The sequence below is a fragment of the Chromobacterium phragmitis genome (assembly GCF_003325475.1).
GTDB lineage: Bacteria > Pseudomonadota > Gammaproteobacteria > Burkholderiales > Chromobacteriaceae > Chromobacterium > Chromobacterium phragmitis.
On the sequence record NZ_CP029495.1, the window covers coordinates 3,600,411 to 3,625,274 of the forward strand.

Sequence of the window (24,864 nt, forward strand, 5' to 3'; positions counted from 1 at the left end):
CGGATTCCGGCTCTGCTTCGGCGAGCAAGGATGGACAGGATTTTGCATGACAGACATGAGATTTTTTCAATTTATTAGAAGAGGCAAATTTTGATTATTGTTTGTTTGATCCGATAATTTGTGTAAATGCAACAATAATTTCAAAAAAACGACATTGTCAGATAGCTTTGCGACGGCGTTGTTCCATGCATTCCAACCGTCTGTCGAGATAGGCGTCTAGGCTTTGATAGACATAGGTTTTCATAAATATACATCAGTCATTTTTTGGCGGCGCGGGGTGAAAAGTTGCGCCGCCGCAGGGCGATGAATGTCGATATCTGTACTTAGTGACGGATTGTTACTGATGTTGACGGTTTGCGTGGACTCTTCCCACACTCGATTCCATGGTCATTTCATGTCTTTGGCATGGCCAGCGAAGCGCCACGCCGGCCCTAGAACCGGCGCGCGAGACACGGATAAAGAGCAAAGGAGAGTTTCGTGATGAGAAAGAAGCAGTTGGTCATGGCATTGGCCATGGCGGGAGTGGGCGCCCATGCGCCTTTCGCATGGGCCGCGGATGGCGCGGGATCGACCGAGCTGGATCGCGTGGAGGTGACCGGTTCCAACATCAAGCGCAGCATCAAGCAAGAAAAGGCGCTGCCGGTGACGATAGTGCGAACCGAGGAAATGACCAAGCAAGGTTTCACCACGGTGGAGCAAGTGGTCAACTCGCTGGCTAGCAACCAGTCCAGCCTGGTCGGCGCATCGTCGGTGCAATCGGTCAGCGGGGGGGCTTCCTATGCGGGGCTGAGGGGGTTTGATCCGCAGTACACCTTGGTGTTGCTGGATGGCCGGCGGGTGGCCAATCAGGCCATTTCAGGCGTCGCCACTGATCTGAACGCTATTCCCCTGTCGGCCATTGACCGGATCGAAGTGCTGCGGGACGGCGCGTCGGCCTTGTACGGCAGCGATGCCATCGGCGGCGTGATGAACTTCATCACCAAGAAAAGCTATCAGGGGCTGACGATCTCCGGCGATGTGCTGGCGACGCAGCACAAAGGCGGCGACTCCGCCAACATCAGCTTGCTGGGCGGCGTGGGAGATCTCGCCAAGGATGGTTGGAACGCTTACGGGGTGCTGTCTTACCAGAAAAGCAAGGCGATCAAGACCGTGGATCGCGATTTCGCCACCAAGAATCAATCGCTGAGCGGCATCGCCTATCCGGCCAACTTCCTGTACCAGTCCGCGGGCAATCCAGGGGACGGCAATGTCTACAACGCCTCCATGCCTGGATGCCGGCCGCCCTACACCACGCCTAGGGATGCGACCAGCTGCGGCGAGAAGACCTGGCTGTTCATGGATCTGACGCCGGAAGTGGAGCAACTCACCGCCAATGGCAAAATCAGCAAGCAATTTGGCGATCACATGCTGACGGCGCAGTATCTGGGCGCGCGCAACATCAGCACCACCCGCATCGGACCGACGCCGATGCAGTCCATCGCCACGCTGACTGCGGGCATCAATAAGTATTTCCCCACTGTATTGCCTGACGGCACGCCAGTGACGCCGGGCGCCAAGGCGGTGCTGAATCTGCGCAGCGATCCTCTTGGCCCGCGAACCACCAAGAGCACATCGGACACGCATCGCGTGGCCGTCAATCTGGAGGGGTTGCTCGGAGATTGGGACTATCGCACCGGCGCCGCTTACTCCTCGAATAAAACGACGATCAACTACCAAAGCGGCTATGTGAACGGCGACAAGATCGAGCAGGCATTGCTGAACGATCAGATCAATCCTTTCGGCGATTCGCCCGCCGGCGCGTGGGAAAGCGTCGAACTGAAGGGGGATGGCTGGATATCCAAATACGAGACGGCGCTGGCGGATTTCAAGGCCAGCAAGGAGTTGTTCGCATTGCCGGCGGGCAATTTGGCGGCAGCGTTCGGCGGCGAGCTGCGTCATGAAAAGCTGGATAGCCAGATTCAGGATCTGGCCCAGTACGCGGTGGGTTCCGGCATCGCCGACTCCAAGTCTACCAAGGGCAGCCGCAACATCTCCGCGCTGTATCTGGAAGCGGACGTGCCGGTCATCAAGGGCCTGGATGTGCAATTGGCCGCTCGTTATGACAAGTACAGCGATTTTGGCAAAGCCTTCAATCCCAAGGTGGCGTTCAAGTATCAGCCGTCCGCGCAGGTGCTGTTCCGGGGTTCGGCCAGCCGGGGCTTCCGCGCGCCGTCGCTGTTCGATGTCTTCCAGCCGGATGCCAAAACCTATACCAATGGCAATACTCTGAATGATCCGGTGTTGTGCCCGAACGGCACGCCGGCCAATGGCGGCGACAAGACCGATTGCAGCACCACCTTTTTCGCCAAACAGGGCGGCAACCGCAATCTGGAACCGGAGCGCGCCAGCTCGCTCACTTTCGGCGTCGTCATCGAACCGATTAAGGAAATCACGGCCAGCGTCGACTTCTGGTGGACCACCATCAACAAGGTGATAGGCGTGCTGGACAATGATCTGATCTTCAATGACCCGGTCAAGTATGCCGACCGCTTCGTGCGGGTAGACCCGAACAACCCATATTCCAAACTCGATTATGTCTCCACGCCTACCGAGAATCTGGGCAACCTGAGCGCCGCGGGGTTGGATGCTTCCTTCTCCTGGCGTTTGCCCAAGAGCCGGCTGGGCAACTTCACCATCAATCTGGATGGCACTTATACCTCCAAGTTTGTCCAGCAGGTGGAGGCCGGCGGCATCTATTATTCGCGCCTGAGCCAATGGAACAATGGCCTGCAGCCGGTGGTGCGCTGGAAGCATACGCTGGGGCTGAACTGGTCGATGGGCAACTGGAGCGCGCTGCTGGCCCAGAACTATGTTTCCGGTTACACCGACTACAAGGCGACCAGCAACGTCAAGCCGTATTCGAACTGGAATCTGTCGTCTACCTATCAATGGCAGAAAAAGCTCAGTGTGACGGCGGGCGTGAAGAACCTGTTCGATCAGGAACCTCCTTTCAGCAACCAGAACAAATTCTTCCAAAAAGGATTCGACCCCATTCTGGCGGATCCGGTCGGTCGCGCTTACTTCTTGAAAGCGTCATACAAACTCTGATTCAGGCTATTGTATTTAGCCTACAGCTATAGCATTCTGTCATGACAGTGCATGTTTTATGCATTGAGAATGCTTCGGCGGGGCGGAGACTCCGCCCCGCCGGCGCGACAGGTGGATGAGTTTTCCAAGATCGGAGCAACCGGCATGCGAGAGCTCATCGGTTCTATTGAAGGAATGGGTAATCCATATGACAAGTATCACAGCCAAGGGAACAGGGGGGCCACCGCCGCGGCGACGATTCGCCGGCCTGGCGGGTGTCGTTCTGTTCCACGCCGCGCTGATCTACGCGCTGGTGACGGGCCTGGCCCAGGGGGTGGTCAAGGTGATTCAGCAGAAGGTGGAAGTATCGGTGATCAGCGAGCCGCCGCCGCCCCCACCGCCGCCGCCGAAGATCGAGAAGGTGGTGCAGCAGCCGGCGACGCCGAAGCCGCAGGCCTACGTGCCGCCGGTGGTGAATCCGCCGCCGGTCGTCCAGTCGGCCAACGCGATCCAGTCAGTGACCTCCGATCCCGCCCCGCAACCTGCGCCGACGCCGGCGCCGGTGGCGGAAGCGCCGAAAGGCCCGGTTTCGGCCAAAGGCAATTGCAGCGGCAGCGCGGTTCCCGACTACCCGGCCAAGGCGCTGGAAGATGAAGTCCAGGGCGTCGTCAGCGTGGTCTTCACCGTCGGCGCGGATGGCAAGTTCAACGGATTCAGCAACGTGGGCTTCGACGGCGGCATTCCGCCGCGCTATCGCAGCAGTTTCAAGTCGGCGATCTCCGCCGCCCTGCAGGGATATACCTGCCGCGGCAGCACATCGTTGACGCAGGAATTCAGCTTCAAACTCGACTCTGGCTCCTAAGACCAGGGCATCTCAAGACACAAAGGAGCAAATACCATGACCAAGATCACTCGCGCACTGCTGGGCCAAGTCCTGGGCGCCGCCGGCCTGCTGACCGCACTGCCGGCGCTGGCGGCGGAAACCGTCAGCACCTCCAACCCGTACGGCATCGACGCCCTGTGGTCGCAAGGCGACTTCGTGGCCAAGGGCACGCTGATCATTCTGCTGATCATGTCGGCCTCCACCTGGTACGTCGGCATCGTCAAGCTGCTGGAGCAACGCCGCCTGATCAAGCAGGGGCAAGAACTGCTGGGCCACCACGGCGCCGGGCTGCAGAAAGCCGCCAGCGAGCTGGCCGACGAAGGCATGTACAGCGCGGTGGCGCAAGCCGGCATCGAAGCCGCCGCGGAACACAAGGGCGAACTGGCCAACCGCGTGGACCTGAACACCTGGGTGGCGATGGCGATAGAAGACGCGGTGGACTCCGCCAGCCACCACATGCAGAACGGCCTGTCGGTGATCGCCACCGTCGGCTCCACCGCGCCGTTCGTCGGCCTGTTCGGCACCGTCTGGGGCATCTACCACGCGCTGGTGAAGATCGGCACCTCCGGGCAGGCCTCCATCGACAAGGTGGCCGGCCCGGTGGGCGAAGCGCTGATCATGACCGCCATCGGCCTGGCCGTCGCGGTGCCGGCGGTGCTGGGCTACAACTGGCTGGTTCGCCGCAACAAGCTGGTGCTGGACAACGTGCGGGTGGTGTCCGGCCGGCTGCACGCCAGCCTGCTGAACACCCCGAGCCGGTAAGCCGCCATGGCCCGATACAAGCGAATTGGCCACGGCAAGGGCGACGAGGACCAGGTGCTGTCGGCGATCAACACCACGCCGCTGGTGGACGTGATGCTGGTGCTGCTGATCATCTTCCTGATCACGGTGCCGGTGGTGACGCAGACAGTGAAGATGACGCTGCCGAAAGAGCAGAACATCCCGACGCAGACCAAGCCGGAGAACGTGGTGCTGGGGGTGGGGCCGGACAGCCGCATCTACTGGAACATGTCGCCGGTGAAAGACCAGCGGGAGCTGCTGGACCGGCTGGTGGCGGTGGCGAAGAAAGATCCGCAGCCGGAAGTGCACATCCGGGGCGACGCGGCGGCGAAATACGCGCCGGTCGGCCGCATCGTGCTGGCGGTGCAGCAGGCGGGGATCGTGAAGATCGCGTTCATCACGGAGCCGCCGGCGCCCGGGGGCGGAGACTAGGAGAAGAGACATGGCGATGAATGTGGGGTCGTCGGGCGAAGACGACCTGATGATGGAAATCAACACCACGCCGCTGATCGACGTGATGTTGGTGATGCTGATCATGCTGATCATCACGATTCCGATCCAGACGCACGCGGTGAAGCTGGACATGCCGCAGAACACGCCGTCCAAGCCGTTGGCGAAGCCGGTGGTGGTGCAGATCGACATCGCGCCGGACAACGGGGTGTTGTGGAATGGGGAGCGTTTGGCGAACCGGGAGGCGCTGGAGGCGAAGCTGTCGGCGGCGGGGAAGGCGGAGCCGCAGCCGGAGCTGCACATCAAGCCGAACAAGGACGCGACGTACGCGCCGGTGGCGATGGTGCTGGCGGAGTCGCAGCGCTTGGGTTTGACGAAGCTGGGCATCGTCGGCTCGGAACAGTTTGTCCAGTAAGATGGTCTAGATGATTGGATGGGAAAGGCAGCCTGGGCTGCCTTTCTTTTCTTGGTATTCGCATGGAGTGGTGGCAATGAAAATGAAGGCGATGGCGCTGGCGTTGTTGTACGCGGGCCAGGTGTGGGCGCATGGGGTATCCGGCATCGATGCGGCCAACTTCGATGGCAAGGTTCGGCCGCAGGACGATATTTATCTGGCGGTGAACGGCAAGTGGCAGGCGACGCATGAGATTCCCGCCAGCGAATCGTGGAGCGGCGCCTTCAAGGATTTGCGCGATCTGAGCGAGGCGCGCAGCCGCGAGCTGATCGAGCAGGCATCTACGGGCAAGGAAGAGAATGGCAATGCGCGGAAAATCGGCGCCTTGTACGCGAGCTTCATGGATGAGGCGGCGGCGGACAAAAAGGGTTTGCAGCCGATTGAGCGCGATTTGCAGGCGATTACCATATTGTCCAGCCGGAATGAGCTGTTGAAGCTGATCGGCGGCTGGCAATCCGGCAACGTCAAGCTGCCGCTAGCCTTGTACGTGGGGATAGACGCCCGCAACGCTACCGCGTATCTGCCGGACCTGTACCAGAGCGGCCTGCTGATGCCGGACCGCGACTATTATCTGGGCAAAGATGCCCGCTTTTCCAAGGCCAGGGCCGAATACCAGACATATCTGACCCGCCTGTTCCGGCTGGCGGGCTACGCGCAGCCCGAGAAGCGGGCGAAACGGGTGGTTGCCCTGGAAACCAAGCTGGCGCAACTGCAGCGCACCCGCGTGGAAAATCGCGACCCGCAGAAAACCTACAACAAGATGACGCCGGCCCAACTGGCCAAGCTGGCGCCCAAGTTGGACTGGCATGGCTTTTTGTCTGCTGCAAGGATGGGGGGCGTGCAGGAGCTCAACGTAAGCCAACCCGAATACGTGGCGGGGTTGGCCAAGCTGTTGGGCAAGGAGCCCTTGCTTGCGTGGCAGGATTACCTGGTTGCCCATGCGCTGGATGGCTATGCGCCCTACTTGAACAAGGCGCTGGTCGAGGCGCGGTTTGATTTTCATGGCAAGGCTTTGTCCGGCGCGAAGGAGCAACGGCCTCGTTGGAAGCGCGGCGTGCAACTGGTGGAGTCCTCTGCGGGCGAAGCCTTGGGGCAATTGTATGTGGCCAAGTACTTCCCGCCAGAGAACAAGCGCAAGATGGAAGAACTGGTTGGCAATCTGATGAAGGCATACCGCCAGAGCATAGACGGCTTGAGCTGGATGGGGCCGGAAACCAAGAAGGCCGCCCAGGTCAAGCTGTCCAAGTACATGCTGAAAATAGGCTATCCCGATCATTGGCGCGACTACTCCGGCCTGGAGGTCAAGCCGGATGATCTGGTGGGCAATGTCAAACGCGCCAACCTGTTCGATTACCAATGGCAGCTGTCGCATTTGGGCAAGCCGGTGGACCGGACGGAGTGGGGGATGACGCCGCAGACGGTGAATGCCTATTACAACCCTTCCCAAAACGAGATCGTGTTCCCCGCGGCCATCCTGCAGCCGCCGTTCTTCAATATCGCGGCCGACGACGCTGTCAATTACGGAGGCATAGGCGCGGTGATAGGCCATGAGATCAGCCATGGCTTCGACGACCAGGGCAGCCAGTTCGACGCCGACGGCAATCTGCGCGACTGGTGGACGAGCGATGACAAAGCGCGTTTCCGTCAACTGACCAGCAAGCTGGTGGCGCAGTACGATGCGTATGAGCCGCTGCCGGGCAAGCACATCAACGGCAAGCTGACGCTGGGCGAGAACATCGCCGACAACTCCGGCCTGCAAATCGCCTACAAGGCTTATCTGCTGTCTTTGGACGGCAAGCCGGCTCCGGTGATCGATGGCATGAACGGGGATCAGCGCTTCTTCTATGGTTTTGCCCAGGTATGGCGCAGCAAGACCCGGGATGAAGCCTTGCTGGCGAGACTGGTGTCCGATCCCCATTCGCCGGACGAGTTTCGGGCGATAGGCGCCGCCTCCAACAGCGACGCATTTCAGAAGGCTTTCGATGTGAAGCCGGGGGACAGGATGTTCAAGCCGGAGGATAGCCGCATTCGCATTTGGTGATAGAGGCCAGAGGCGAGACGGGGTAAGCGCGGGCGCGCGATGGATGCGGTCCGCGTTTTTTTATCCATGTCGCTCCTGAGTGGAAGCTGGCTGGTTGGCGCGATGCGCGGGGGCAGGGTATTAGGTAAATTGTATTGATGCGTCTGGTTTGTGTGAATACACTTCGCGGATGCAGAAAATCACCCTATTCATGTGTGTCGCGATGCTCGCAGCTTGCGATGCGCATCAGGTTAGTCAAATCAATCAAATTGCCCGCTCTTCGGAGGTGAAGCAGTTGGCGGCGTTGGGCGAGTCCATACTGGCGTCGACCTCGTCCCAGCCGTCCGGAGTCGCGCCCTCCGCTGTGAAGGCTGAGCCTCTGGTCAGCGGGGGCAAAGAAGTGGGACACCGGGATTTCGCCGCGGCCAAGCGCGTTTTGCCGAAGGTGTACTCCGGAATGGAAGTGGATTTTTATTGCGGTTGCCGCTACCAGGGCAAGTCGGTGGATTGGGCATCCTGCGGCTATGAGCCGCGCAAATCGGAATCCCGGGCGAGCCGCATCGAATGGGAGCACGTAGTGCCAGCCTGGGCGCTGGGCCATCAGCGGCAGTGCTGGCAGCAAGGCGGCCGCAAGGCTTGCGGGGATCAGGATCCGTTGTTTCAGATGGCGGAAGGGGATCTGAACAACTTGGTGCCTGCGGTAGGTGAGGTCAATGGCGACAGGGCCAATTTCGCTTACGGCGCATGGGAGATCCATCCGCGGCCCATATACGGCCAGTGCCGCTCCATCGTCGATTTCAAGACGAAGCGCTTCCAGCCCCGGGAGGAGGTGAGAGGCGCAGCGGCGCGGATCACCTTGTACATGCATGCGCGCTATGGCCTGAGAATGAGCCAGCAGGATCGGCAGCTGATGTGCGCCTGGGCGCGGCAACATCCAGTGGATGAGTGGGAGCTGCGGCGCAACAAGCGCATCATTCAATGGCAAGGCGAGGGCAATTTCCTGGTGTCGCAGCCGGAAGAGTTGAATCGGGTCTGCGGCTAATAGGCATAGGTAAATAGAAAACGCCACGGCATGCCGTGGCGTTTGGTTTGCTAGGCGTGTTTGGCTTAGAAGGAAACCTTCATGCCGAAACCGAAGGCTTGCGGATCGTTGCCGGCAGTCAGCTTGGCTGCTGCGGTGCCAAGACCACTATCGTAAGCGGGGTTGTTTGCGAAGTTGGCGTTCTGCTTCGCATTGTTGGTGATCTTGGTGTAGTAAGCCAGCAACTGGGTGTTCTTGGACAGATTGTAGGTGCCGCCAAGAATCCATTGTTTGGCTTTGAAGTCATTCCCATCGATGCCGGCGCCAACATTTTTCAGTCGGCCCAGCTGGCCGTAAGCCAGTTTGAGGGAGGCTGCGCCGAAGTCTTGGCCCAGCGCGATCAGCCAGTCATCCTGTTTCAGTTGGCCGCCGCCGATCTGGTCAAAAGAGCCCCACTCATAGCTGCCGCCGATATAGGTGCCAGTGTCGAATTTGTAGCTGGCGCCAAGGCTATAGAAGGAAATATTCGTGCCAGAGTTGACTGCCGAGGTCGTGGTGTTCGCTGCTACGCCTTTGTCGTATTGCTTGTCCCAGCCAGTGGCCAGATTAAGGCCGCCCAAAGTGTAACCCAGGCCTAAAGAAATGCGCTTGGCGTCGGTGCCATTGGCGCGACTCTCGTCCACGCCCCAGGAGGCACCGAACTTAAAGCCCGCCCAGTTGGGGGAGAAGTAGTGGATGGAGTTGGCGAGACGGGCTTCGCCGCGGCTGTTGACCGAGCTGGCGCCGAAGTTGTCGGCAGTGGTGTTGATCATGACGTCGGTGGCTAGGCCGCTGTTGCCGCTACCTGCGAATACTTTGTAGGCGGAGTCGTTTTGGCCAAGCAGCACTTTGCCGAAGTCGCCGTTGTCGATGCCGATGAAGGAGTTGCGAGTTGCGAAGGTGGCAGTCTGGGCTTTGTCGTTGGTGCCGCCTTGTTCGAAGTTGCGCAGGCTGCTTTCTACTTGCCAGATGGCTTTGGTGCCGCCGCCAATGTCTTCCCACCCCTTAAAGCCGATGCGGGAATTGTAATCTACGGCGCGAGTACGGGAACTGTACTCGGAGGTGCCGCTGCCCGTGGCCTTGGTAGACTCGATGCCACCGCTCAAGAAGCCATAAATGGTCACGTCGGCGTGCGCGGCGACAGGGACGATGAAAAGCGATGCAACGATGGCTGCCAGATTCTTCTTCTGCATGATGAAGCTCCAAGTCAAGTCTGTGGTTCTGTTATGAAGCAGCGAAGAGACCATGTTCGGTTTTGACAACGTTAGGCACGGTTGCTTCACGACTTTGTCTTAGTTTAGCCACAGAATATGACGGGAGTGTTGCGAAGACTGGCAAAAAGAGTGGCGCCGACGCTACGCCTGTTGCGGTTATGCCGAAAACTTGTTCGGGTAGACTTCGTCTATGAGTGTCCGACAATCGACCACTCTCAGGTCATTGTCTTTTGCAAAGTCCATCAGAAACTGGAAGATTTGCGGGTAGATTTTTTCCAGTTTCTTGTCCACGGCCACGCAGCGAATGCCTTCCAGCAACATGGGGCGGACAAAGGCGTGGTAGGACAATTTCTGGTTGGTGTCGAAGGAGGCTAGGATGCCGGCCAGGCGCTCGGCCCAGTCGCTGGGGCGGAAAGTGCGGCCCTCGGAGGTGAGGCCCTGTATCACTATTTCGTACGGATTGCAGATCATGGCGGTGGAACCAGTGTGTTTGCTTTTGGTGTAGCCTGTTTTGTTGTCCGTGCTAAGACGTTTTTTGTAGGCCGGCGACTTTTACTTATGCGAAAGTTTCGTGATCATACCTGAAAATCATATGCGCTTGAATGGCGGCAGAGAGGCCAGCAGCTTTTTGCCGTAGCTTTGTCGCGTCAAGCGGTTATCCAGTATGGTTACCCGGCCGTAGTCGCGTTCGGTTCTGATCAGGCGGCCCACCGCCTGCACCAGCTTGATCGACGCTTCCGGCACCGTTAGTTCGATGAATGGGTTGCCGCCGCGCTTTTCTATCCAGCGCGACAACGTCTTGCCCACCGGATCGTCCGGCATGGCGAACGGCAACTTGGCGATGATCACGTGCACGCAGCTCTCGCCGGGCAGGTCCAGGCCCTCCGAAAACGAATCCAGGCCGAAAATCACGCTGGCTTCCTGGTCCTTGAGGCGTTGATGGTGAGTGTCCAACAAGGTTCGCTTGGGGATGTCGCCCTGGATCAGCAGGCGATCGCGAACATCTGCGGGCAGGCCGGCAGCCACGTCTTGCATTTGCTTGCGCGAAGAGAACAGCACCAGCGTTCCGACCGCTTCTTTCAGGTCGATCAGTTTGGGCAGCCACTCCACGATTTCGCGGGTATGGCCGCCCGGATCTTTGGGGCTGGCCAGCAGCGGAGGCAGGTAGAGTTCTCCCTGTTCGTCGAAATTGAACGGCGACTCCAGCGCCATGCAGCTGACTTTGGGCAGCCATTTCAGGCCGGTTTGCGACAGCAGCAATTCAAAATCGCCGAGCGAGCGCAGCGTGGCCGATGTCAGGATGGCGCCGGCGGCGCGGCGCCACAGCGTGGCGGCCAGGTTGGCGGCGGCGCTGACTGGAGAGGCGGAGAACAGATAGTCGCCCTTGCCTTCGGCGCGGCGGGTGATCCATTTGGCGATGGGCGGCGCGTTTTCCGGCGTTTCGGTATCGAACAGGTCCCATACCGCCATCAGTTGTTCGGCGCGGCCGATCAGGAAGCCCAGTTCGGTGGCGGTCTTGTCCAGATCCCCGTCTCCGCTCTTGTCCTTGCGCGCCTCGGACAGCGCGTTGCCCATGTCGTCCAGTTGCTTGGACAGCGCGCGGGCGGAGATCGCCATATTCGCGGTGGAGGCTTTCAGCCGCTCGGGCAGGATGCCGTCCTCGATCAGCCAGGATGGCTCGAGATTGTCGCTGCTGGCGGCCAGCGCTTCTTCGCTGCCCAGCAGCCATTGCCATTCGGTCAGCGTTTCCACGCAGGCGGCGGCGGAGTCGATCGCGCTGCTGGCGAGCTCGGCCTTGCCGGTGTGCGCTTCGGCATGCACCACCACCGCGCCCACCTTGTCCAGCCAGCCCAGCGCCTGTCCCAGCGAATGCTCGGCGGCGAACTGGTTGATCGCTTTTTTGGCCAGGTGGTGGGCCTCGTCTATGCAGTAGAAGCTTTCCTCGGGCGAGGGCAGGATCACGCCGCCGCCCATCGAGACGTCGGCCAGCATCAGGTCGTGGTTGGCGACCACCACATCCACGTTTTCCAAGGTGTCGCGCGCCAGATAGAACGGACATTCCACGCGATTGGGGCAGGCGGTTTTCAGACAGCCGTGGCGGTCGTTGGTGACGCGCGCCCACAGACCGTCCTCGACCACAGTTTCCCAACTGTCGCGGTCGCCGTTCCATTTTCGGTAATGGAAGGCATCCGCCATTGCGCTCAGCGCGTCCAGTTCGGCCTGCTCTGGCTTGTGGTCCCACAGCGCCATCATCGGGTCCGGTTGCAACAGGCTTTGCTGCGCGTGCTGGGCGGTGAGGCCGTACAGGCGGTATGGGCAGAGATAGCGGCCGCGGCCCTTGGCCAGCGCGAAGGTCAGCGGCAGGCCGCTGTTTTCCACCACGAAGGGCAGGTCGCGGTTGACCAGCTGTTCCTGCAGCGCCACGGTGGCGCTGGTGACCACCAGCTTTTTGCCGCGCGCGCGCGCCATCACGCCGCCAGCCAGCAAATAGGCCAGGCTCTTGCCGACGCCGGTGGGGCCTTCGATCACCGTGATGCTTTCGCCTTCGCGCTCCGGCCAGTCGTCGCCGTCCTTTTCCTGCGCGCGCGACAAGGCATTGGCGATTTCAGCCAGCATGCGGCGTTGCGAGGCGCGCGGGCGAAAGCCCGGCAGGCGGTCGGAAATGGCGCGGTAATGGTCGCGGATTGCGTCTTTTTCGGCATCGGTCAGCATGGCCGGGATTGTACCGCATGCGACCGTTGTGCGCCTGCATAATGACGGCGGACGCCAGATGTGGATAGGATAGGCGGCAAACTAAAAAACAGAACAGCGCGTACGTCCGGACAGACGCTAAAAACAAGTGCGCGGCAAACACAACAGGAGAAACCGTCATGAAACCCGTTAGCCGCGTAGTCGTGGTCAGCGACGATGTGACATGGCAGGCCGAGGTGCTGGCCGGCCTGGGGGCCGCCGCGGTGCGGCTGGAGAATCCGTTCGGGCTGACTTTCGTCACCGCCAACACCACGGCCGAGACGATGGAGCTGATAGGCCGGGACGGCGAGGCGCAGGTCGTGCTGGTGGATCGGCAGCTGAAAGGCACCGCAAATGGAGAGGCCGCCGCCCAATTGGCCAACCGCATCAGCGATTTCCGCCCGGAGATTTCGCTTTACGTCTTCCTGCGCGACGACGACGAGCGGGCGCTGGTGGAGGAGTTGGCCAGTCATGCGGTGGACGGCTATTTCTACCGCGATGAGGCCGATTTCAACGGCTGGTTCCGCATTCTGTCGGCGGAGCTGGCGGAGAAGTCGGCGACGCCGTTCTACGACAAGCTCAAACAGTATGTGCGGATGGCCAAGGATTCCTGGCACACGCCAGGCCATTCCGGCGGCGATTCGCTGAAGGGCAGTCCGTGGGTAGGCGATTTCCATGACTTCGTCGGCGAGCATCTGCTGCGCGCCGATTTGTCGGTGTCGGTGCCGATGCTGGATTCGCTGCTGCACCCGACCGGCGTCATCTCGGAGTCGCAGATGCTGGCGGCCAAGGCCTTCGGCGCGCGCAAGACTTACTTCGCCACCAACGGCACCTCCACTTCCAACAAGGTGATTTTCCAGACCTTGCTGGCGCCTGGGGACAAGCTGCTGCTGGATCGCAACTGCCACAAGTCCGTGCACCATGGCGTGATTCTGTCCGGCGCGCGGCCGGTGTATCTGGATTCATCCATCAATCGCCAGCATGGCATTTTCGGCCCGGTGCCCAAGGCCACCATCTTCCAGGCGATTGACGACAATCCGGACGCGCGGGTGCTGATTCTCACCTCATGCACCTATGATGGCTTGCGCTATGACCTCAAGCCCATCATCGAGGCGGCGCATGAGCGAGGCATCAAGGTGATCGTGGATGAGGCCTGGTACGGCTTCGCTCGCTTCCATCCGGCATTTCGGCCGACGGCGCTGGAGTCCGGCGCCGACTACGTCACCCAAAGCACGCACAAGGTGCTGTCGGCGTTCTCGCAGGCCAGCATGATCCACGTCAACGACCCGCGCTTCGACGAGCATCTGTTCCGCGAAAACTTCAATATGCACGCGTCCACCAGCCCGCAATACAGCCTGATCGCCAGCCTGGACGTGGCGCGCAAGCAGGCGGTGATGGAAGGCTACCGCTTGCTGGACCGCACCTTGAAGCTGGCGCAGGAGTTGCGCGAGAAGATCAATTCCACCGGCGCTTTTCGCGTGCTGGAACTGGATGATCTGCTGCCGGATGAGGTGAAGGAGGACGGCATCCGGTTGGACCCGACCAAGCTGACGGTGGACTTCAGCGGTTCCGGCTTCACCGCGGACGAACTGCAGCAAGCGCTGTTCGAGCGTTACAACATTCAGGTGGAGAAGTCCACGTTCAACACCATCACCTTGCTGCTGACCATCGGCACCACGCGCAGCAAGCTGTCCCGGCTATACGACGCGATGCTGCGCCTGGCTAAGGAAAACCGGCCGCCGCGAGCGTTGGGGCGGATGCCGGAAATTCCTCGCTTCACCCGCCTGGCATGTCTGCCGCGCGACGCCTTTTACGAAGCTGGCGAGCGCTTGCCGTTGCTTGACGACGACGGCAGGCCGAATCCGGCTTTGAGCGGACGGGTGTGCTGCGATCAGATCGTGCCGTACCCGCCGGGCATTCCGGTGCTGGTGCCGGGACAGGTGGTGGAGGACACCATCCTGGCGTATCTGGCGCGGCTGCAGAAAACCCAGAAGAGCATAGAAATGCACGGTTTGGCCGAAGATGGCGGCGAATTCTACTTGCGCGTGCTGAAGCCGCAGGAGCTGGCAGACTTGCCGGGGCGCGGTTTGTTCAATTGAATGCTTGTCAGGCAGGGGGATTTCCGATAAATATAACAAATGTCGCATTTCTATAAGTCATGATTTTGTCCTTTTAAGGGGCGGTGAGGGAATGCGGCATTGTTAAAGTGACTTGAGACCAGCGTGTAGTAATGTGCCGTTGCGCATGAAACCACCTCTTGGTGTGGCACGCGCAGCGGCTTCTTTTTTTGATTGGAGCATCATGACGTCAGTAAGGCATTACCTGCAATTCAGCGACCTCACTCCCGATGAGTATCACCATCTCTTCGAGCGAAGCCAGGTCCTGAAGCGACGACAAAGCGCCGGAGCGTTGCATCGGCCGCTGGTCGGCAAGGTGATGTCCATGGTGTTCGAAAAGAATTCCACCCGCACCCGCGTTTCTTTCGAGGCCGGCATGGCCCAGCTGGGCGGCCACGCTATGTTCCTGGACACCAAGAGTTCGCAGATCGGCCGCGGGGAGCCCATCGAGGACACCGCGCGCGTGCTGTCCCGAATGAGCGACATCATCATGATCCGCACCTTCGAGCAGAGCCTGGTCGAGCGGCTCGCCGCGCATTCCCGCGCGCCGGTGATCAACGGGCTGACCAATGAATACCATCCGTGCCAAATCCTGGCCGATATCTTCACCTATGTGGAGCGGCATGGTTCGATCAAGGGCAAGACGGTAGCCTGGGTGGGGGATGGCAACAACGTTTGCCGCACCTGGCTGCAGGCGGCGGCGGTGCTCGGTTTCAAGTTGAAGGTGGCGTCGCCGCTGGGCTACGAGTTGAAGCCTTTGGATGGCCGCCACTATGGTTCCGACGTGCTGGAAATGACCCAGGACCCGGCGCGCGCCGTTCACGGCGCCGACATCGTCACCACCGACGTGTTCACCAGCATGGGTTTCGAGGCCGAGCAGGCCGCGCGGCGCGAGGCCTTCGACGGCTATCAGGTGACGACCGAACTGATGAAGCATGCCAAGCCGGATGCGCTGTTCATGCACTGTCTGCCCGCCCATCGGGGCGAAGAGGTGGCGGCCGAGGTGATAGACGGCCCGCAGAGCGTGGTGTGGGACGAGGCGGAAAACCGCATGCATGTGCAAAAAGCCCTGATCGAATATCTGTTGCTGGGGCATCGCGAGGATTGAATCCCGCCCGGCGATCGATAAACAAACAATGAGTGGAAAGAGAAGCAATGTCTGACATCAAGAAAGTGGTTTTGGCGTATTCCGGCGGCCTGGATACCTCGGTGATTCTAAAGTGGCTGCAGGACCTATACCAGTGCGAGGTGGTGACCTTCACCGCCGACATCGGCCAGGGCGAGGAGGTGGAGCCGGCGCGCCAGAAGGCTGTGTCGCTGGGCATCAAGCCGGAGAACATCTTCATCGAAGACCTGCGCGAAGAGTTCGTCCGCGACTACGTGTTCCCGATGTTTCGCGCCAACACCATCTACGAAGGCGAATACCTGCTGGGCACCTCCATCGCCCGGCCGCTGATCGCCAAGCGCCAGATCGAGATCGCCAACCAGGTGGGCGCGGATGCGGTATCGCACGGCGCCACCGGCAAGGGCAACGATCAGGTGCGTTTCGAACTGGGTTATTACGCGCTGAAGCCGGATGTGAAAGTGATCGCGCCGTGGCGCGAATGGGACCTGCTGTCCCGCGAGAAGCTGCTGGCCTACGCCGAAACCCACGGCATCGACATCAGCAAGAAGAAGAACGGCGGCAGTCCGTACTCGATGGACGCCAATCTGCTGCATATCTCTTATGAAGGCACGGTGCTGGAAGACCCGGCGCAGGAGCCGGAAGAAGACATGTGGCTGTGGAGCGTGAGCCCGGAGAACGCGCCGGACCAGGCAGAGTATGTCGAGCTGGAATACAGCAAAGGCGACATCGTGGCGGTCAACGGCCAGGCGCTGAGCCCGGCAGGCGTGCTGACCGAGCTGAACCGCCTTGGCAACAAGCACGGCATCGGCCGCTTGGATATCGTCGAGAACCGTTACGTGGGCATGAAGTCGCGCGGCTGCTACGAAACTCCGGGCGGCACCATCATGCTGAAGGCGCACCGCGCCATCGAGTCCATCACTCTGGACCGCGAAGTGGCCCATCTGAAGGACGAGCTGATGCCGAAGTACGCGCAGCTGATCTACACCGGCTACTGGTGGAGCCCGGAGCGCGCCATGCTGCAGCAGATGATAGACGCTTCGCAGGCGACGGTGAACGGCTGGGTGCGGCTGAAACTGTACAAGGGCAATGTGGTCGTCGTCGGCCGCGAATCCCAAACCGACTCGCTGTTCGACCCGACCATCGCCACCTTCGACGAAGACGGCGGCGCGTACAATCACGCCGACGCGGCCGGCTTCATCCGGCTGAACGCGCTGCGGATGCGCATCGCCGCCAATGCGCGGAGCAAACGCGGCTGATACAACTGTCAATACCATTGACATGGCGGCCGCAAGGCCGCCATTTTTCGTTCTTTAAGCAGGCAAGGGGAGGTTCGCGCATGCGGGCGAACAGTTGGATTCCATGGATGTTCGTGGCCTTGTGGAGCACCGGTTTCACCGGGGCCAAGCTTGGTTTGCCGTATTGCGGGCCGTTCACCTTTCTGGCGATTCGGATGGCGCTGGCCTTGCTGTGCTTCGCGGCATTGCTGGTTTTTTTGCGTCCCGCCTGGCCGCCGCTCGCGCTTGCGCGGCGGCAGTGGGTGAGCGGCGGCATGCTGCACGGCGGTTATCTGGGTTGCCTGTTCGCGGCGATCAAGCTTGGCGTGCCGGCAGGCTTGGCGGCGTTGGTCATGGGCATGCAGCCCTTGTTGACCGCGTTGATTTCCTGGCGTCTGGGGGAAAAGCGTTTCAGCGCTGTCCAGTGGCTGGGCATGGTCCTGGGCCTGGCGGGCACGGCGATGGTGATAACCGGCAGCAAGGGCGTGGCGCTGGCCGGCGGAGCTGGCGTGGCTTTCGTCGCCGCAGGCCTGTTGTTGATCACTGGCGGCACGCTGTATCAGAAGTACCGAGGCGGCGGCGCGCATCCGGTCGCGGGCGCGTTTCACCAGTATTTGTCCGCCTTTGCCGTGACGGGGGCGTTGGCGCTGTTGTTTGAGCGCGGCGAGGCGGTGGTCTGGAGCGAGAGCTTCATTTTCGCGCTGGCCTGGAGCGTGCTGATGTTGTCGGTGTTGGCCGTATTGCTGTTGATGAGAATGTTGCGCGACGGCGATGTCAGTAGGGTGGCGGCCTATCTTTATCTGGTGCCGGGCTTGACCGCGATTCAGGCCTGGTGGCTGTTCGATGAGCGCTTGAGCCTGTCTGCGATGGGGGGTATCGTACTGGCTGCCGTCGGCGTGGCGCTAGTGCTGCGCGGCGGCAATTTTCGCTTACCGGGGCGCGGGGTCGGCAGTGGGCGCGCCTGAAACGAGGATGGGACACGTGTCGGAAGAACAATTCACCAATATTTCGCTGGTCGTCTGCCTGACTGGCCTGATCGTTTTCATGGGTTTCATCATTTGGGACCTGGGCAAGAAGTCAAAGGCGGGCAAAACGGGCATGATCGTGCTGTTTCTGGTGTTGGGTTTCGGCGTGACGGGCTTCATTTTCAAGAACATCCTGGTGGAATTCTTGTTGAGCAAGTGACGGGCTGCGATTGCCGAGGCGAAGGCCGGAGTTGAAAAACCAAGCCCCGCGCGATGCGGGGCTTGGTTTTGGGAGATCAGGCGATCTTGGCTTGCCGCGGGGGATCGCTTCTGGCGCGGAGGGCTTCCTGCTGGTCTATGCGCACCACCTGCATCATCGCGAGGTCTTTCATGCGACGGCGCAAGGGATGAGTGTCGGCGGGCGCCTCCGCTACCGCTTCGGCTTCATCCGCCGAGGCTTGTAGCTTGTCCTGAATTTGTTGCTTCTCGAACTCGGTCAGGGGGCGCTGCAGGATGGCCTCCAACGGCTCATCCAGTTCATAGTTGCTGTCGAGCATGGCACTCACCTCTTGAGAAGGGGTCTCCGCCTTTGGCCTGGCCGGGGGCGGGCTGAACATCGTCCTTACATCATATGAGTGTTGGCCGTGTTTGTTTATAAGTAGTAACCGCTAGTTTTCTTGGAAATGTCCGGAAGAACAGTGGCTTAGTTTGGCATCCATTGGTGCAGAAGAGCTGGGGCAACTACCGACTGATGCGCTGGACGGGGCTGGCGGTGATGGACGCCGCCTGTAACTCCGGTCCGTGCTCCGTGCTGATGCGTCGCCGCTTGTGCGCCAACACCCAAGGTTGCGATCCGGCCCGCTGGTTTGGCGGGCTGGAGCGGACCAGCGGCCAGTCCAGGCGCCGGCAGATGGGCTGCGGCCAGTCGTTTGCCGATATGACCAATGCCCATGTGCGCAATGTGATGGTGGTGAGGCGGGGCAGGTACCGGCCGTATTTCGGCGAATGGGCTGGTTCTCTTTGAGGCGAGCGCGCGGTGTCCGGTGGGCGCCGCGTTTTTGCTGGAACGCATGGCGGGCGCTTGATGGTATACTTGCCGGTTTCGTTTTGGCCGGGATTGCAAAATGCCGGCTGCGATCCCATCTTGAACGGATCGCTTTCAAAGACAAGGTAGCCGCATGACAACCATCGTGGCCGTGCGCAAGGGCGACCAGATCGCCATCGCCGCTGACAGCCAGACCACTTTCGGCGACGACCAGAAGCTGCTGGCGCCGTACGACTGTTTCCACAACAAGATTTTCCGCCACGGCGACAGCTATCTGGCGGTGTCCGGCTCCGCCGCGCACGATCTTGTGCTCCAGGCTGCGCTGAAGGAGCTGAAAAAGAAGGATCTGAGCAGCCGCCAGGGCATCTTCGACACCTTCCGCAAACTTCACCCCAAGCTGAAGGACGCGTTCTACATGCGTCCGGAGGAGGATGAGGAAGACCCGTACGAGTCCAGCCAGATGATGGTGGTGATCGCCAACGCCCACGGCGTTTTCGGTGTTTATCCAATGCGCGAGATCTACGAATTCTCCCGCATCTGGGCGATCGGCTCGGGCCGCAAGTTCGCGATGGGGGCGATGCACGCGGTCTACGATCAGAATCTGACGGCCCGGGAGATCGCCGAGATCGGTGTGCGCGCCGGCTGCGAGTTCGACGTCAGCTCTTCGCTGCCGATGACTGTTTATACCGTTGAAGCGGCCGCCGCGGCGGCCAAGGAAGCATGAACATGAACCATCACGACACACTGCAACGATTCCTGTTCGACGGCGCGCCGGTGCGCGGCGCGCTGGTGCGCCTGGATGGCGCCTGGCAGCAGGTGCTGGCGCGGCGAGCTTATCCGCAGGCGCTGAAGGCCGTGCTGGGCGAGATGATGGCCGCGTCGGTGCTGATGGCGGCCAATTTGAAGTTCGACGGCTCGCTGATCCTGCAGATCCACGGCACCGGCGCGCTGAAGCTGGCCGTGGTCGAGTGCAACAGCGACCGCACGGTGCGCGCCACGGCCAAGTGGGACGGCGACCTGGACGGCAAGCCGCTGAAGGCGCTATTGGGCGAAGGCGGCAAATTCGTGCTGACGCTGGAGCCGCGCCAGGACAAGAACCAGACCTGGCAGGGCATCGTGGCGCTGGAGGGGGATACCGTGGGCCAGATGCTGGAAAACTACATGTTGCGCTCCGAGCAGCTGGACACCGCGCTGGTGTTGGCCAGCGGCGACGCCGCGGCGGCCGGCATGCTGTTGCAGCGCCTGCCGGATGGCCATGGTGAAGCGGAAGGCTGGAACCGCATCGTGACGCTGGGGCGCACGCTGAAATCGGAAGAGCTGCTGGAACTGGGCGCCGAGGACATCCTGCATCGCCTGTTCCATGAGGAACAGGTGAGAGTGTTCGAGCAGGAGGCCGTCAGCTTCAACTGCAATTGCTCGCGAGAGCGCGTCAGCAATATGCTGACCATGCTGGGCGGCCAGGAAGTGGGCGATGTGCTGCTGGAGCAGGGCAGCGTGGAGATCGTCTGCGACTATTGCAACCAGCGCTACGTGTTCGACGAGGAAGACGCCAACCAGCTGTTCGACTACGACGTGGTGGCGGCGGCGCGCGAAGCGCGTCATTGATGACCGCAATTTCCGTTCAAAAAAGCCGCTTATGCGGCTTTTTTTGTACTTTCTTAAGCTGAAAATGAGCGTGAAAATTAACTGGTCTGTTTTGTTGTTTAAGATCACGAACTGACCTTAAACACAATATTCAATATTCGTCATATCCATTATGCTTCGCGACGCTCGATTGTATAAACGAGCGTCATTTGAACAAGCCATTGGATGACTGAATGAATACAACAACATTACCGCGTCGGTATCGGGCGTGGGGACTTCCCGTGATGGTATCGCTGGCGCTGTCCGCATGCCTGACCACGACCGGCGGCGGCCAGGGCGCGTCGTCGCAGCCGGCGCCGCAGGCCAATCAGCCCAGCGCGCGCTATTCTTCCCATTCTCCGGCGTTGTCGGAAAAGCCGGACTATCCGCACGGATTGCCGCCCGCCGCTCCGGATAACGGCGTCGCGCAGCCGCCCGCCAAGCCGCAGGGCCAGCAAGGCCAGGCCGCGCGCAAGGCGATCCAGCCCAAGCTGGCCGCGCCCAGCTATGCCGACTGCGACGAGGCCAAGCTCGGCCAGTTAAGCGGCCAGGCGCTGGTGCGCTACGTGGCCAGCGTGGACGGGACTTGCATGAACCGCCTGTTCCAGGCGGACAACTTCAGCTACCGCGTGGTGTCTCCGGCCAATATGCAGCTGGTGGCGGCCGAGGCGCGCGCGCGCGCCGCCGCGTGGGATGGCCAGAGCGCCAACGGCTTGTGGCCGCTGGCGGTGTTCCTGAAAGCCGGTTACTTCCTGCAATACAGCCACGCCAAGGAAGTGGGCGATTACGGCCCGGCGGTCGATAGGCCGGTGATGCAGGTGGTGGAGGCGATGGCAGCCAATCCGGCGCTGTGGAATGTCAAGGCGATAGACAGCAGCGGCGACCACGACGCCTGGTATCGCGAGCGCGACGCGCGACAGAGCGTGGCGGAGACCCTGATCCTGGCGGATTCGGTGCGCAAGGCCGACTACGCCTTGCCGCTGCTGGCCAGTTTCTTCAGCCGCTACAACGCGGCGGCGAAGGACAATTGGGCGCGTTTCGCGCTGCATCCGATGCAAACCCTGCTGTTCAATATGCATTACCAGCCTGAGTTCGCCCAGAAGGTGGAGAAGGGCCAGCTTGACGGTCTGGCGGCCAGCCTGGCGGGGCTGACCCGCGCCGGCCAGCCGGCTTTCGCCGACGAGCAGATGTTCCTCAATACCCTGCGTGAAACCGGCCGCTTCATGCAATACCCGCGCACCGCGCCGCAGGCAGAGGCCGCCGTCGCCTTGCATCTGAAAGGCGAGAAGTTCGGCGCCGCTTGGGCGGAGGCCGTGTACGCGCTGAAGAAGCTGGGCAAGGTGCCATGCGACCGCTACGGTATCTGCCAGGCTGAGCAGGAGCTGCGCGTCAATTTGTTCCCCAACCGCTGGAGCTTCGACAACGGCAAGCTGGTGTTCGAAACCCCGCTGAGCCTGGCCGAGGTGGAGCCGCTGTATTACGCGATGAAGCAGGTGCAGACCCAGCTGTTCCGCGTGGCCGGCACCAAGGAGGCGGTGACGGGCGACAGCAACGAGAAGCTGAAGATGGTGATCTACGGCACCAAGACCGCCTACCAACGCTTCCAGGGCCTGCTCAACGAGCTGTCCACCGACAACGGCGGCATCTACATCGAGAAGGATGGCACCTTCTACACCTACCAGCGCGAAGTGCCGCGCGAAAGCTATCTGACCCTGGAAGAACTGGTGCGCCACGAGTATGTGCATTATCTGTCCGGCCGCTACATTCAGCCGGGCATGTGGGGCACGTCCGAGTTCTATCGCGACGACCGCCGCATGCCGTGGTATGACGAAGGCTTCGCCGAGTTCATGGCCTGGAGCACCTCGCGCGACGGCATCAAGGTGCGCGGCCACGTGGTGGACGTGGTGGCGAACGGCTGGCCCAACAGCTTCCTGGAGCCGTCCCGCATCATGCGCTCCAGCTATAGCGACGGCTGGGATTTCTACAGCCACTCCGCGCTGTGGTTCTACTACCTGAACCAGCAACAGCCGGGCAAGATCGCCGACATCCTGGCCTCGCTGCGCGCCGACGACGTCAAGCGTTTCGACGCCTTGGTGAGCGGCATGGGCGGCGACGCCGCGCTGGTGTCCGGCTTCCGCCAGTACGTGGACCAGCAGGTGCAGCTGGCCAAGTCCGGCCAGCTGGGCGATACCTCGACCGAAGAGGGCGTGGACTGGGTGGCGCAGGATAAATGGCAGTCCGGCGACGCCGCCGCGGTGGAGGCGGCGCTGCGCCGCTCGCTGCCGGTGGCTTGCCAAGTATGGGCCGACGGCCAAACCAGCGCGCTGCGCCGCTTCGAGTGCAACGGCGCCTTGCCGCTGTCCGCCAGCGACAACACCCGCGCCCGCCAAGAGCTGGACAAGCTGCTGGACGGCGCGCTGCAAGGCCTGGTGAAAACTTCCGGCATCAATAACCTGATGGCGACCAACTGCTCGGCTACGGACTACGACTTCAAGCGCAAAACCGCAACCTTGCGTTGCGAAGGTCCGCTGGGTCCGGCCGGCAGCGGCAAGCCGCAACCGCCGCAAACCGGCGAGCTGGGTCTGGCCAAGCTGAGCTATGGCGGCCCGGCGCGTTGCCTGCGCGGCCAGCTGCAGGGCGTGGGCGGGGTGGAGCGCTATCAATTGGCGCAGGCGCCGCAACTGGGCCGCGCCGCGGTATCCGACTGGGGCACTTTCACCTACCGCCGCGATGCCGATCAAGCTGGCGTGGCCGACAAGATGACCATCCGCCTCAGCAAGGGCTCGCAGAGCCGCGACGTGGTAGTGGAGCTGAACGCGACGCCGCGCGACATGCCTGAAGAGCAGTGCTGGTCTCTGGCTGGCTAATGACGCTTGCCGGCAGGAAAATCAGAAAAGCCGGGTTCGCCCGGCTTTTTTTGCGCCGCAGCGAGGAGGGCGCTTACAGCGGCTGCACGGCAATGGAGCCGGGCTTTTCCAGCCACGCCAGAAAAGCGTCGCCCAGGCGCTGGCTTTCCGCGCTGGCGGCTTTCCAGTGCCGGCGGCGCAATTCGTCGCGCCCCTGGTAGCGGCGGAAATCCTTGCGGTCCGGCAGCCGTTGGCCGGGCAGGGCGGCCAGGTATTCGCGGGACGGCGCCAGCAGCACGGTGTTGGCGTGATGGGCGACGGATGGCTTGCGCCATGGCAGCGTCTTGTCGAACCAGCCGGGCACGATGCGGTCGGTGAAGTGCGGATACAGCGCGATGTCGTCGCCGTGGGCGAAGGGGAAGTCGATATGGTAGTCGGTGAGCCCGCCGTCGCGGTAGACCGCCTTGGGCGCGCCCGGCAGCTGCACGCCGTGCAGCACGCCAGGTATCGCCACCGTGCCCATCAGTGCCTGTTCCAGGTTATCCGCGTTAAGAGGATAAAGCCGGGTGGGAATGGCGTCTTCCGGCCGGAAGCGCAGCGAACTGCGAGGGTCGTGGCAGATCACCCGGCTGAAGCTGTGGCGTAGCAAGGGGCGCGAGACGGCGTTCAGCGCCGCCGCCAGCGCCAGGCCGGAAAACAAGGCGGAACGGGCTTCGCGGTTGGTCAGGCCGCGCGATTGCACCAGCAGCAGGCTGAGCCGGTAATGCGGATGCGCGAGAATGTTTTCCAGTCCATCCGGGCCGAGGATGTCGCGCAGCATTTGCCGCGTTTGCGCGGTGATCTGGGCGACGGTGGCTCCGGGGTGGTAATGCTCGGCCGTGTAGCGTTCGGCCAGGCGGGACAGCGCTGCGGCCGGGTCCGGCTGCATCGCGCAGGCGAAGCGCCAGCCGCCTATCGACGCGCCCACCAGTTCGCGTTCGCGCGGGGCTCCAGCCAGCCAGCCGAACACCGCCTGGTCCAGCCCGGTCATGCCTACTGCTTTAGGGCCGCCCGCCGCGCCGGGCAATGTGGCCACCTGGAAGGGGCTCAGCCCCTGCTGCAGCAATCGGCGCGCGCCGGCGCCGGCCTTGATGGTGAGAACGGGTTGGCGGATATGAATGGCGGTCATTACGATATAAAGTGGCGAAATGGCGAAGCGTGGTCGGGTTTGA

Annotated in this window: 20 protein-coding genes and 1 pseudogene; 16 read left to right on the plus strand and 5 right to left on the minus strand. The window is 61.5% G+C overall.

The features are described 5' to 3' along the window. Positions 1–480: 480 nt before the first annotated feature. From DK842_RS24135 to DK842_RS17025, 7 genes are all read left to right on the plus strand, one after another. Positions 481–3,087, plus strand: coding sequence for a TonB-dependent receptor plug domain-containing protein (locus DK842_RS24135; protein ID WP_168191704.1), 2,607 nt, complete (start codon positions 481–483; stop codon positions 3,085–3,087). A gap of 187 nt (positions 3,088–3,274) precedes the next feature. After that, positions 3,275–3,928, plus strand: a complete 654-nt coding sequence (locus tag DK842_RS17000; RefSeq protein ID WP_114062519.1) for a hypothetical protein — start codon at positions 3,275–3,277, stop codon at positions 3,926–3,928. A 36-nt stretch (positions 3,929–3,964) separates the two neighbouring features. Further along, on the plus strand, positions 3,965–4,711 hold the full coding sequence (locus tag DK842_RS17005; RefSeq protein WP_114062509.1) for a MotA/TolQ/ExbB proton channel family protein: 747 nt from the start codon (positions 3,965–3,967) through the stop codon (positions 4,709–4,711). A 6-nt stretch (positions 4,712–4,717) separates the two neighbouring features. After that, the gene (locus tag DK842_RS17010) at positions 4,718–5,161 is read left to right on the plus strand and encodes an ExbD/TolR family protein (RefSeq protein WP_114062510.1); all 444 of its coding nucleotides are present in this window, start codon (positions 4,718–4,720) and stop codon (positions 5,159–5,161) included. A 10-nt stretch (positions 5,162–5,171) separates the two neighbouring features. Continuing rightward, complete coding sequence (locus DK842_RS17015; protein ID WP_114062520.1) at positions 5,172–5,594, plus strand: ExbD/TolR family protein; 423 nt, start codon at positions 5,172–5,174, stop codon at positions 5,592–5,594. Positions 5,595–5,670: 76 nt separating this feature from the next. Then, positions 5,671–7,674: a M13 family metallopeptidase gene (locus DK842_RS17020; RefSeq protein WP_114062521.1), complete on the plus strand. Its 2,004-nt coding sequence runs from the start codon at positions 5,671–5,673 to the stop codon at positions 7,672–7,674. 283 nt (positions 7,675–7,957) lie between these two features. Then, positions 7,958–8,695: an endonuclease gene (locus DK842_RS17025; protein WP_232538513.1), complete on the plus strand. Its 738-nt coding sequence runs from the start codon at positions 7,958–7,960 to the stop codon at positions 8,693–8,695. A gap of 65 nt (positions 8,696–8,760) precedes the next feature. On the opposite strand, the gene DK842_RS17030 is transcribed toward DK842_RS17025, so the two are convergent. The 3 genes and pseudogenes from DK842_RS17030 to dinG all read right to left on the minus strand — a co-directional run bounded on the left by DK842_RS17030 (position 8,761) and on the right by dinG (position 12,639). After that, positions 8,761–9,906, minus strand: coding sequence for a porin (locus tag DK842_RS17030; protein ID WP_114062522.1), 1,146 nt, complete (start codon positions 9,904–9,906; stop codon positions 8,761–8,763). A 204-nt stretch (positions 9,907–10,110) separates the two neighbouring features. Beyond that, positions 10,111–10,398 (minus strand): annotated as a pseudogene (locus DK842_RS17035) (DUF3579 domain-containing protein); the annotation flags it as partial. Positions 10,399–10,515: 117 nt separating this feature from the next. Beyond that, the gene (gene dinG / locus DK842_RS17040) at positions 10,516–12,639 is read right to left on the minus strand and encodes an ATP-dependent DNA helicase DinG (protein ID WP_114062524.1); all 2,124 of its coding nucleotides are present in this window, start codon (positions 12,637–12,639) and stop codon (positions 10,516–10,518) included. Positions 12,640–12,797: 158 nt separating this feature from the next. On the opposite strand from dinG, the gene DK842_RS17045 reads away from it, so the two are divergent. From DK842_RS17045 to DK842_RS17065, 5 genes are all read left to right on the plus strand, one after another. Continuing rightward, entirely contained in the window at positions 12,798–14,756 is a 1,959-nt protein-coding gene (locus tag DK842_RS17045; RefSeq protein ID WP_114062525.1) for an aminotransferase class I/II-fold pyridoxal phosphate-dependent enzyme, read from the plus strand. A 202-nt stretch (positions 14,757–14,958) separates the two neighbouring features. After that, positions 14,959–15,882: an ornithine carbamoyltransferase gene (gene argF / locus DK842_RS17050; protein ID WP_114062526.1), complete on the plus strand. Its 924-nt coding sequence runs from the start codon at positions 14,959–14,961 to the stop codon at positions 15,880–15,882. A gap of 47 nt (positions 15,883–15,929) precedes the next feature. After that, entirely contained in the window at positions 15,930–17,156 is a 1,227-nt protein-coding gene (locus DK842_RS17055) for an argininosuccinate synthase (protein ID WP_114062527.1), read from the plus strand. An 80-nt stretch (positions 17,157–17,236) separates the two neighbouring features. After that, a complete protein-coding gene (locus DK842_RS17060; protein WP_114062528.1) occupies positions 17,237–18,139 on the plus strand; it encodes a DMT family transporter in 903 nt (300 codons plus the stop codon). Positions 18,140–18,155: 16 nt separating this feature from the next. Continuing rightward, entirely contained in the window at positions 18,156–18,359 is a 204-nt protein-coding gene (locus DK842_RS17065) for a DUF2788 domain-containing protein (RefSeq protein WP_114063781.1), read from the plus strand. A gap of 76 nt (positions 18,360–18,435) precedes the next feature. Here DK842_RS17065 and DK842_RS17070 read toward each other — a convergent pair whose 3' ends face one another. Next, positions 18,436–18,696, minus strand: coding sequence for a hypothetical protein (locus DK842_RS17070; protein ID WP_114062529.1), 261 nt, complete (start codon positions 18,694–18,696; stop codon positions 18,436–18,438). Between the two features lie 164 nt (positions 18,697–18,860). Here DK842_RS17070 and DK842_RS17075 point away from each other — a divergent pair, with 164 nt between their 5' ends. The 4 genes from DK842_RS17075 (at position 18,861) to DK842_RS17090 (ending at position 23,674) form a co-directional block, all read left to right on the plus strand. Then, the gene (locus tag DK842_RS17075) at positions 18,861–19,163 is read left to right on the plus strand and encodes a hypothetical protein (RefSeq protein WP_145964062.1); all 303 of its coding nucleotides are present in this window, start codon (positions 18,861–18,863) and stop codon (positions 19,161–19,163) included. 154 nt (positions 19,164–19,317) lie between these two features. Further along, complete coding sequence (locus DK842_RS17080) at positions 19,318–19,908, plus strand: Ntn hydrolase family protein (RefSeq protein WP_114062531.1); 591 nt, start codon at positions 19,318–19,320, stop codon at positions 19,906–19,908. Continuing rightward, complete coding sequence (gene hslO / locus DK842_RS17085) at positions 19,905–20,789, plus strand: Hsp33 family molecular chaperone HslO (RefSeq protein WP_114062532.1); 885 nt, start codon at positions 19,905–19,907, stop codon at positions 20,787–20,789. Before DK842_RS17080 ends, hslO begins: the two co-directional genes overlap by 4 nt. A gap of 263 nt (positions 20,790–21,052) precedes the next feature. After that, on the plus strand, positions 21,053–23,674 hold the full coding sequence (locus DK842_RS17090) for a M9 family metallopeptidase N-terminal domain-containing protein (protein WP_232538686.1): 2,622 nt from the start codon (positions 21,053–21,055) through the stop codon (positions 23,672–23,674). A gap of 73 nt (positions 23,675–23,747) precedes the next feature. Here the strand turns inward: DK842_RS17090 and DK842_RS17095 are convergent, their stop codons facing one another. Further along, positions 23,748–24,821, minus strand: a complete 1,074-nt coding sequence (locus DK842_RS17095; RefSeq protein WP_114062534.1) for a hypothetical protein — start codon at positions 24,819–24,821, stop codon at positions 23,748–23,750. Positions 24,822–24,864 lie beyond the last annotated feature (43 nt).

Bases quoted from the DNA above. Each gene is read 5' to 3' on its own strand.
- DK842_RS17015 (WP_114062520.1), top strand. From the start codon at position 5,172: ATGGCGATGAATGTGGGGTCGTCGGGCGAAGACGACCTGATGATGGAA.
- DK842_RS17055 (WP_114062527.1), top strand. From the start codon at position 15,930: ATGTCTGACATCAAGAAAGTGGTTTTGGCGTATTCCGGCGGCCTGGAT.
- DK842_RS17000 (WP_114062519.1), top strand. From the start codon at position 3,275: ATGACAAGTATCACAGCCAAGGGAACAGGGGGGCCACCGCCGCGGCGA.
- DK842_RS17070 (WP_114062529.1), bottom strand. From the start codon at position 18,696: ATGCTCGACAGCAACTATGAACTGGATGAGCCGTTGGAGGCCATCCTG.
- DK842_RS17010 (WP_114062510.1), top strand. From the start codon at position 4,718: ATGGCCCGATACAAGCGAATTGGCCACGGCAAGGGCGACGAGGACCAG.
- DK842_RS17045 (WP_114062525.1), top strand. From the start codon at position 12,798: ATGAAACCCGTTAGCCGCGTAGTCGTGGTCAGCGACGATGTGACATGG.
- argF (WP_114062526.1), top strand. From the start codon at position 14,959: ATGACGTCAGTAAGGCATTACCTGCAATTCAGCGACCTCACTCCCGAT.
- DK842_RS17020 (WP_114062521.1), top strand. From the start codon at position 5,671: ATGAAAATGAAGGCGATGGCGCTGGCGTTGTTGTACGCGGGCCAGGTG.
- DK842_RS24135 (WP_168191704.1), top strand. From the start codon at position 481: ATGAGAAAGAAGCAGTTGGTCATGGCATTGGCCATGGCGGGAGTGGGC.
- DK842_RS17080 (WP_114062531.1), top strand. From the start codon at position 19,318: ATGACAACCATCGTGGCCGTGCGCAAGGGCGACCAGATCGCCATCGCC.
- hslO (WP_114062532.1), top strand. From the start codon at position 19,905: ATGAACATGAACCATCACGACACACTGCAACGATTCCTGTTCGACGGC.
- DK842_RS17005 (WP_114062509.1), top strand. From the start codon at position 3,965: ATGACCAAGATCACTCGCGCACTGCTGGGCCAAGTCCTGGGCGCCGCC.
- dinG (WP_114062524.1), bottom strand. From the start codon at position 12,639: ATGCTGACCGATGCCGAAAAAGACGCAATCCGCGACCATTACCGCGCC.
- DK842_RS17090 (WP_232538686.1), top strand. From the start codon at position 21,053: ATGGTATCGCTGGCGCTGTCCGCATGCCTGACCACGACCGGCGGCGGC.
- DK842_RS17095 (WP_114062534.1), bottom strand. From the start codon at position 24,821: ATGACCGCCATTCATATCCGCCAACCCGTTCTCACCATCAAGGCCGGC.
- DK842_RS17060 (WP_114062528.1), top strand. From the start codon at position 17,237: ATGCGGGCGAACAGTTGGATTCCATGGATGTTCGTGGCCTTGTGGAGC.
- DK842_RS17030 (WP_114062522.1), bottom strand. From the start codon at position 9,906: ATGCAGAAGAAGAATCTGGCAGCCATCGTTGCATCGCTTTTCATCGTC.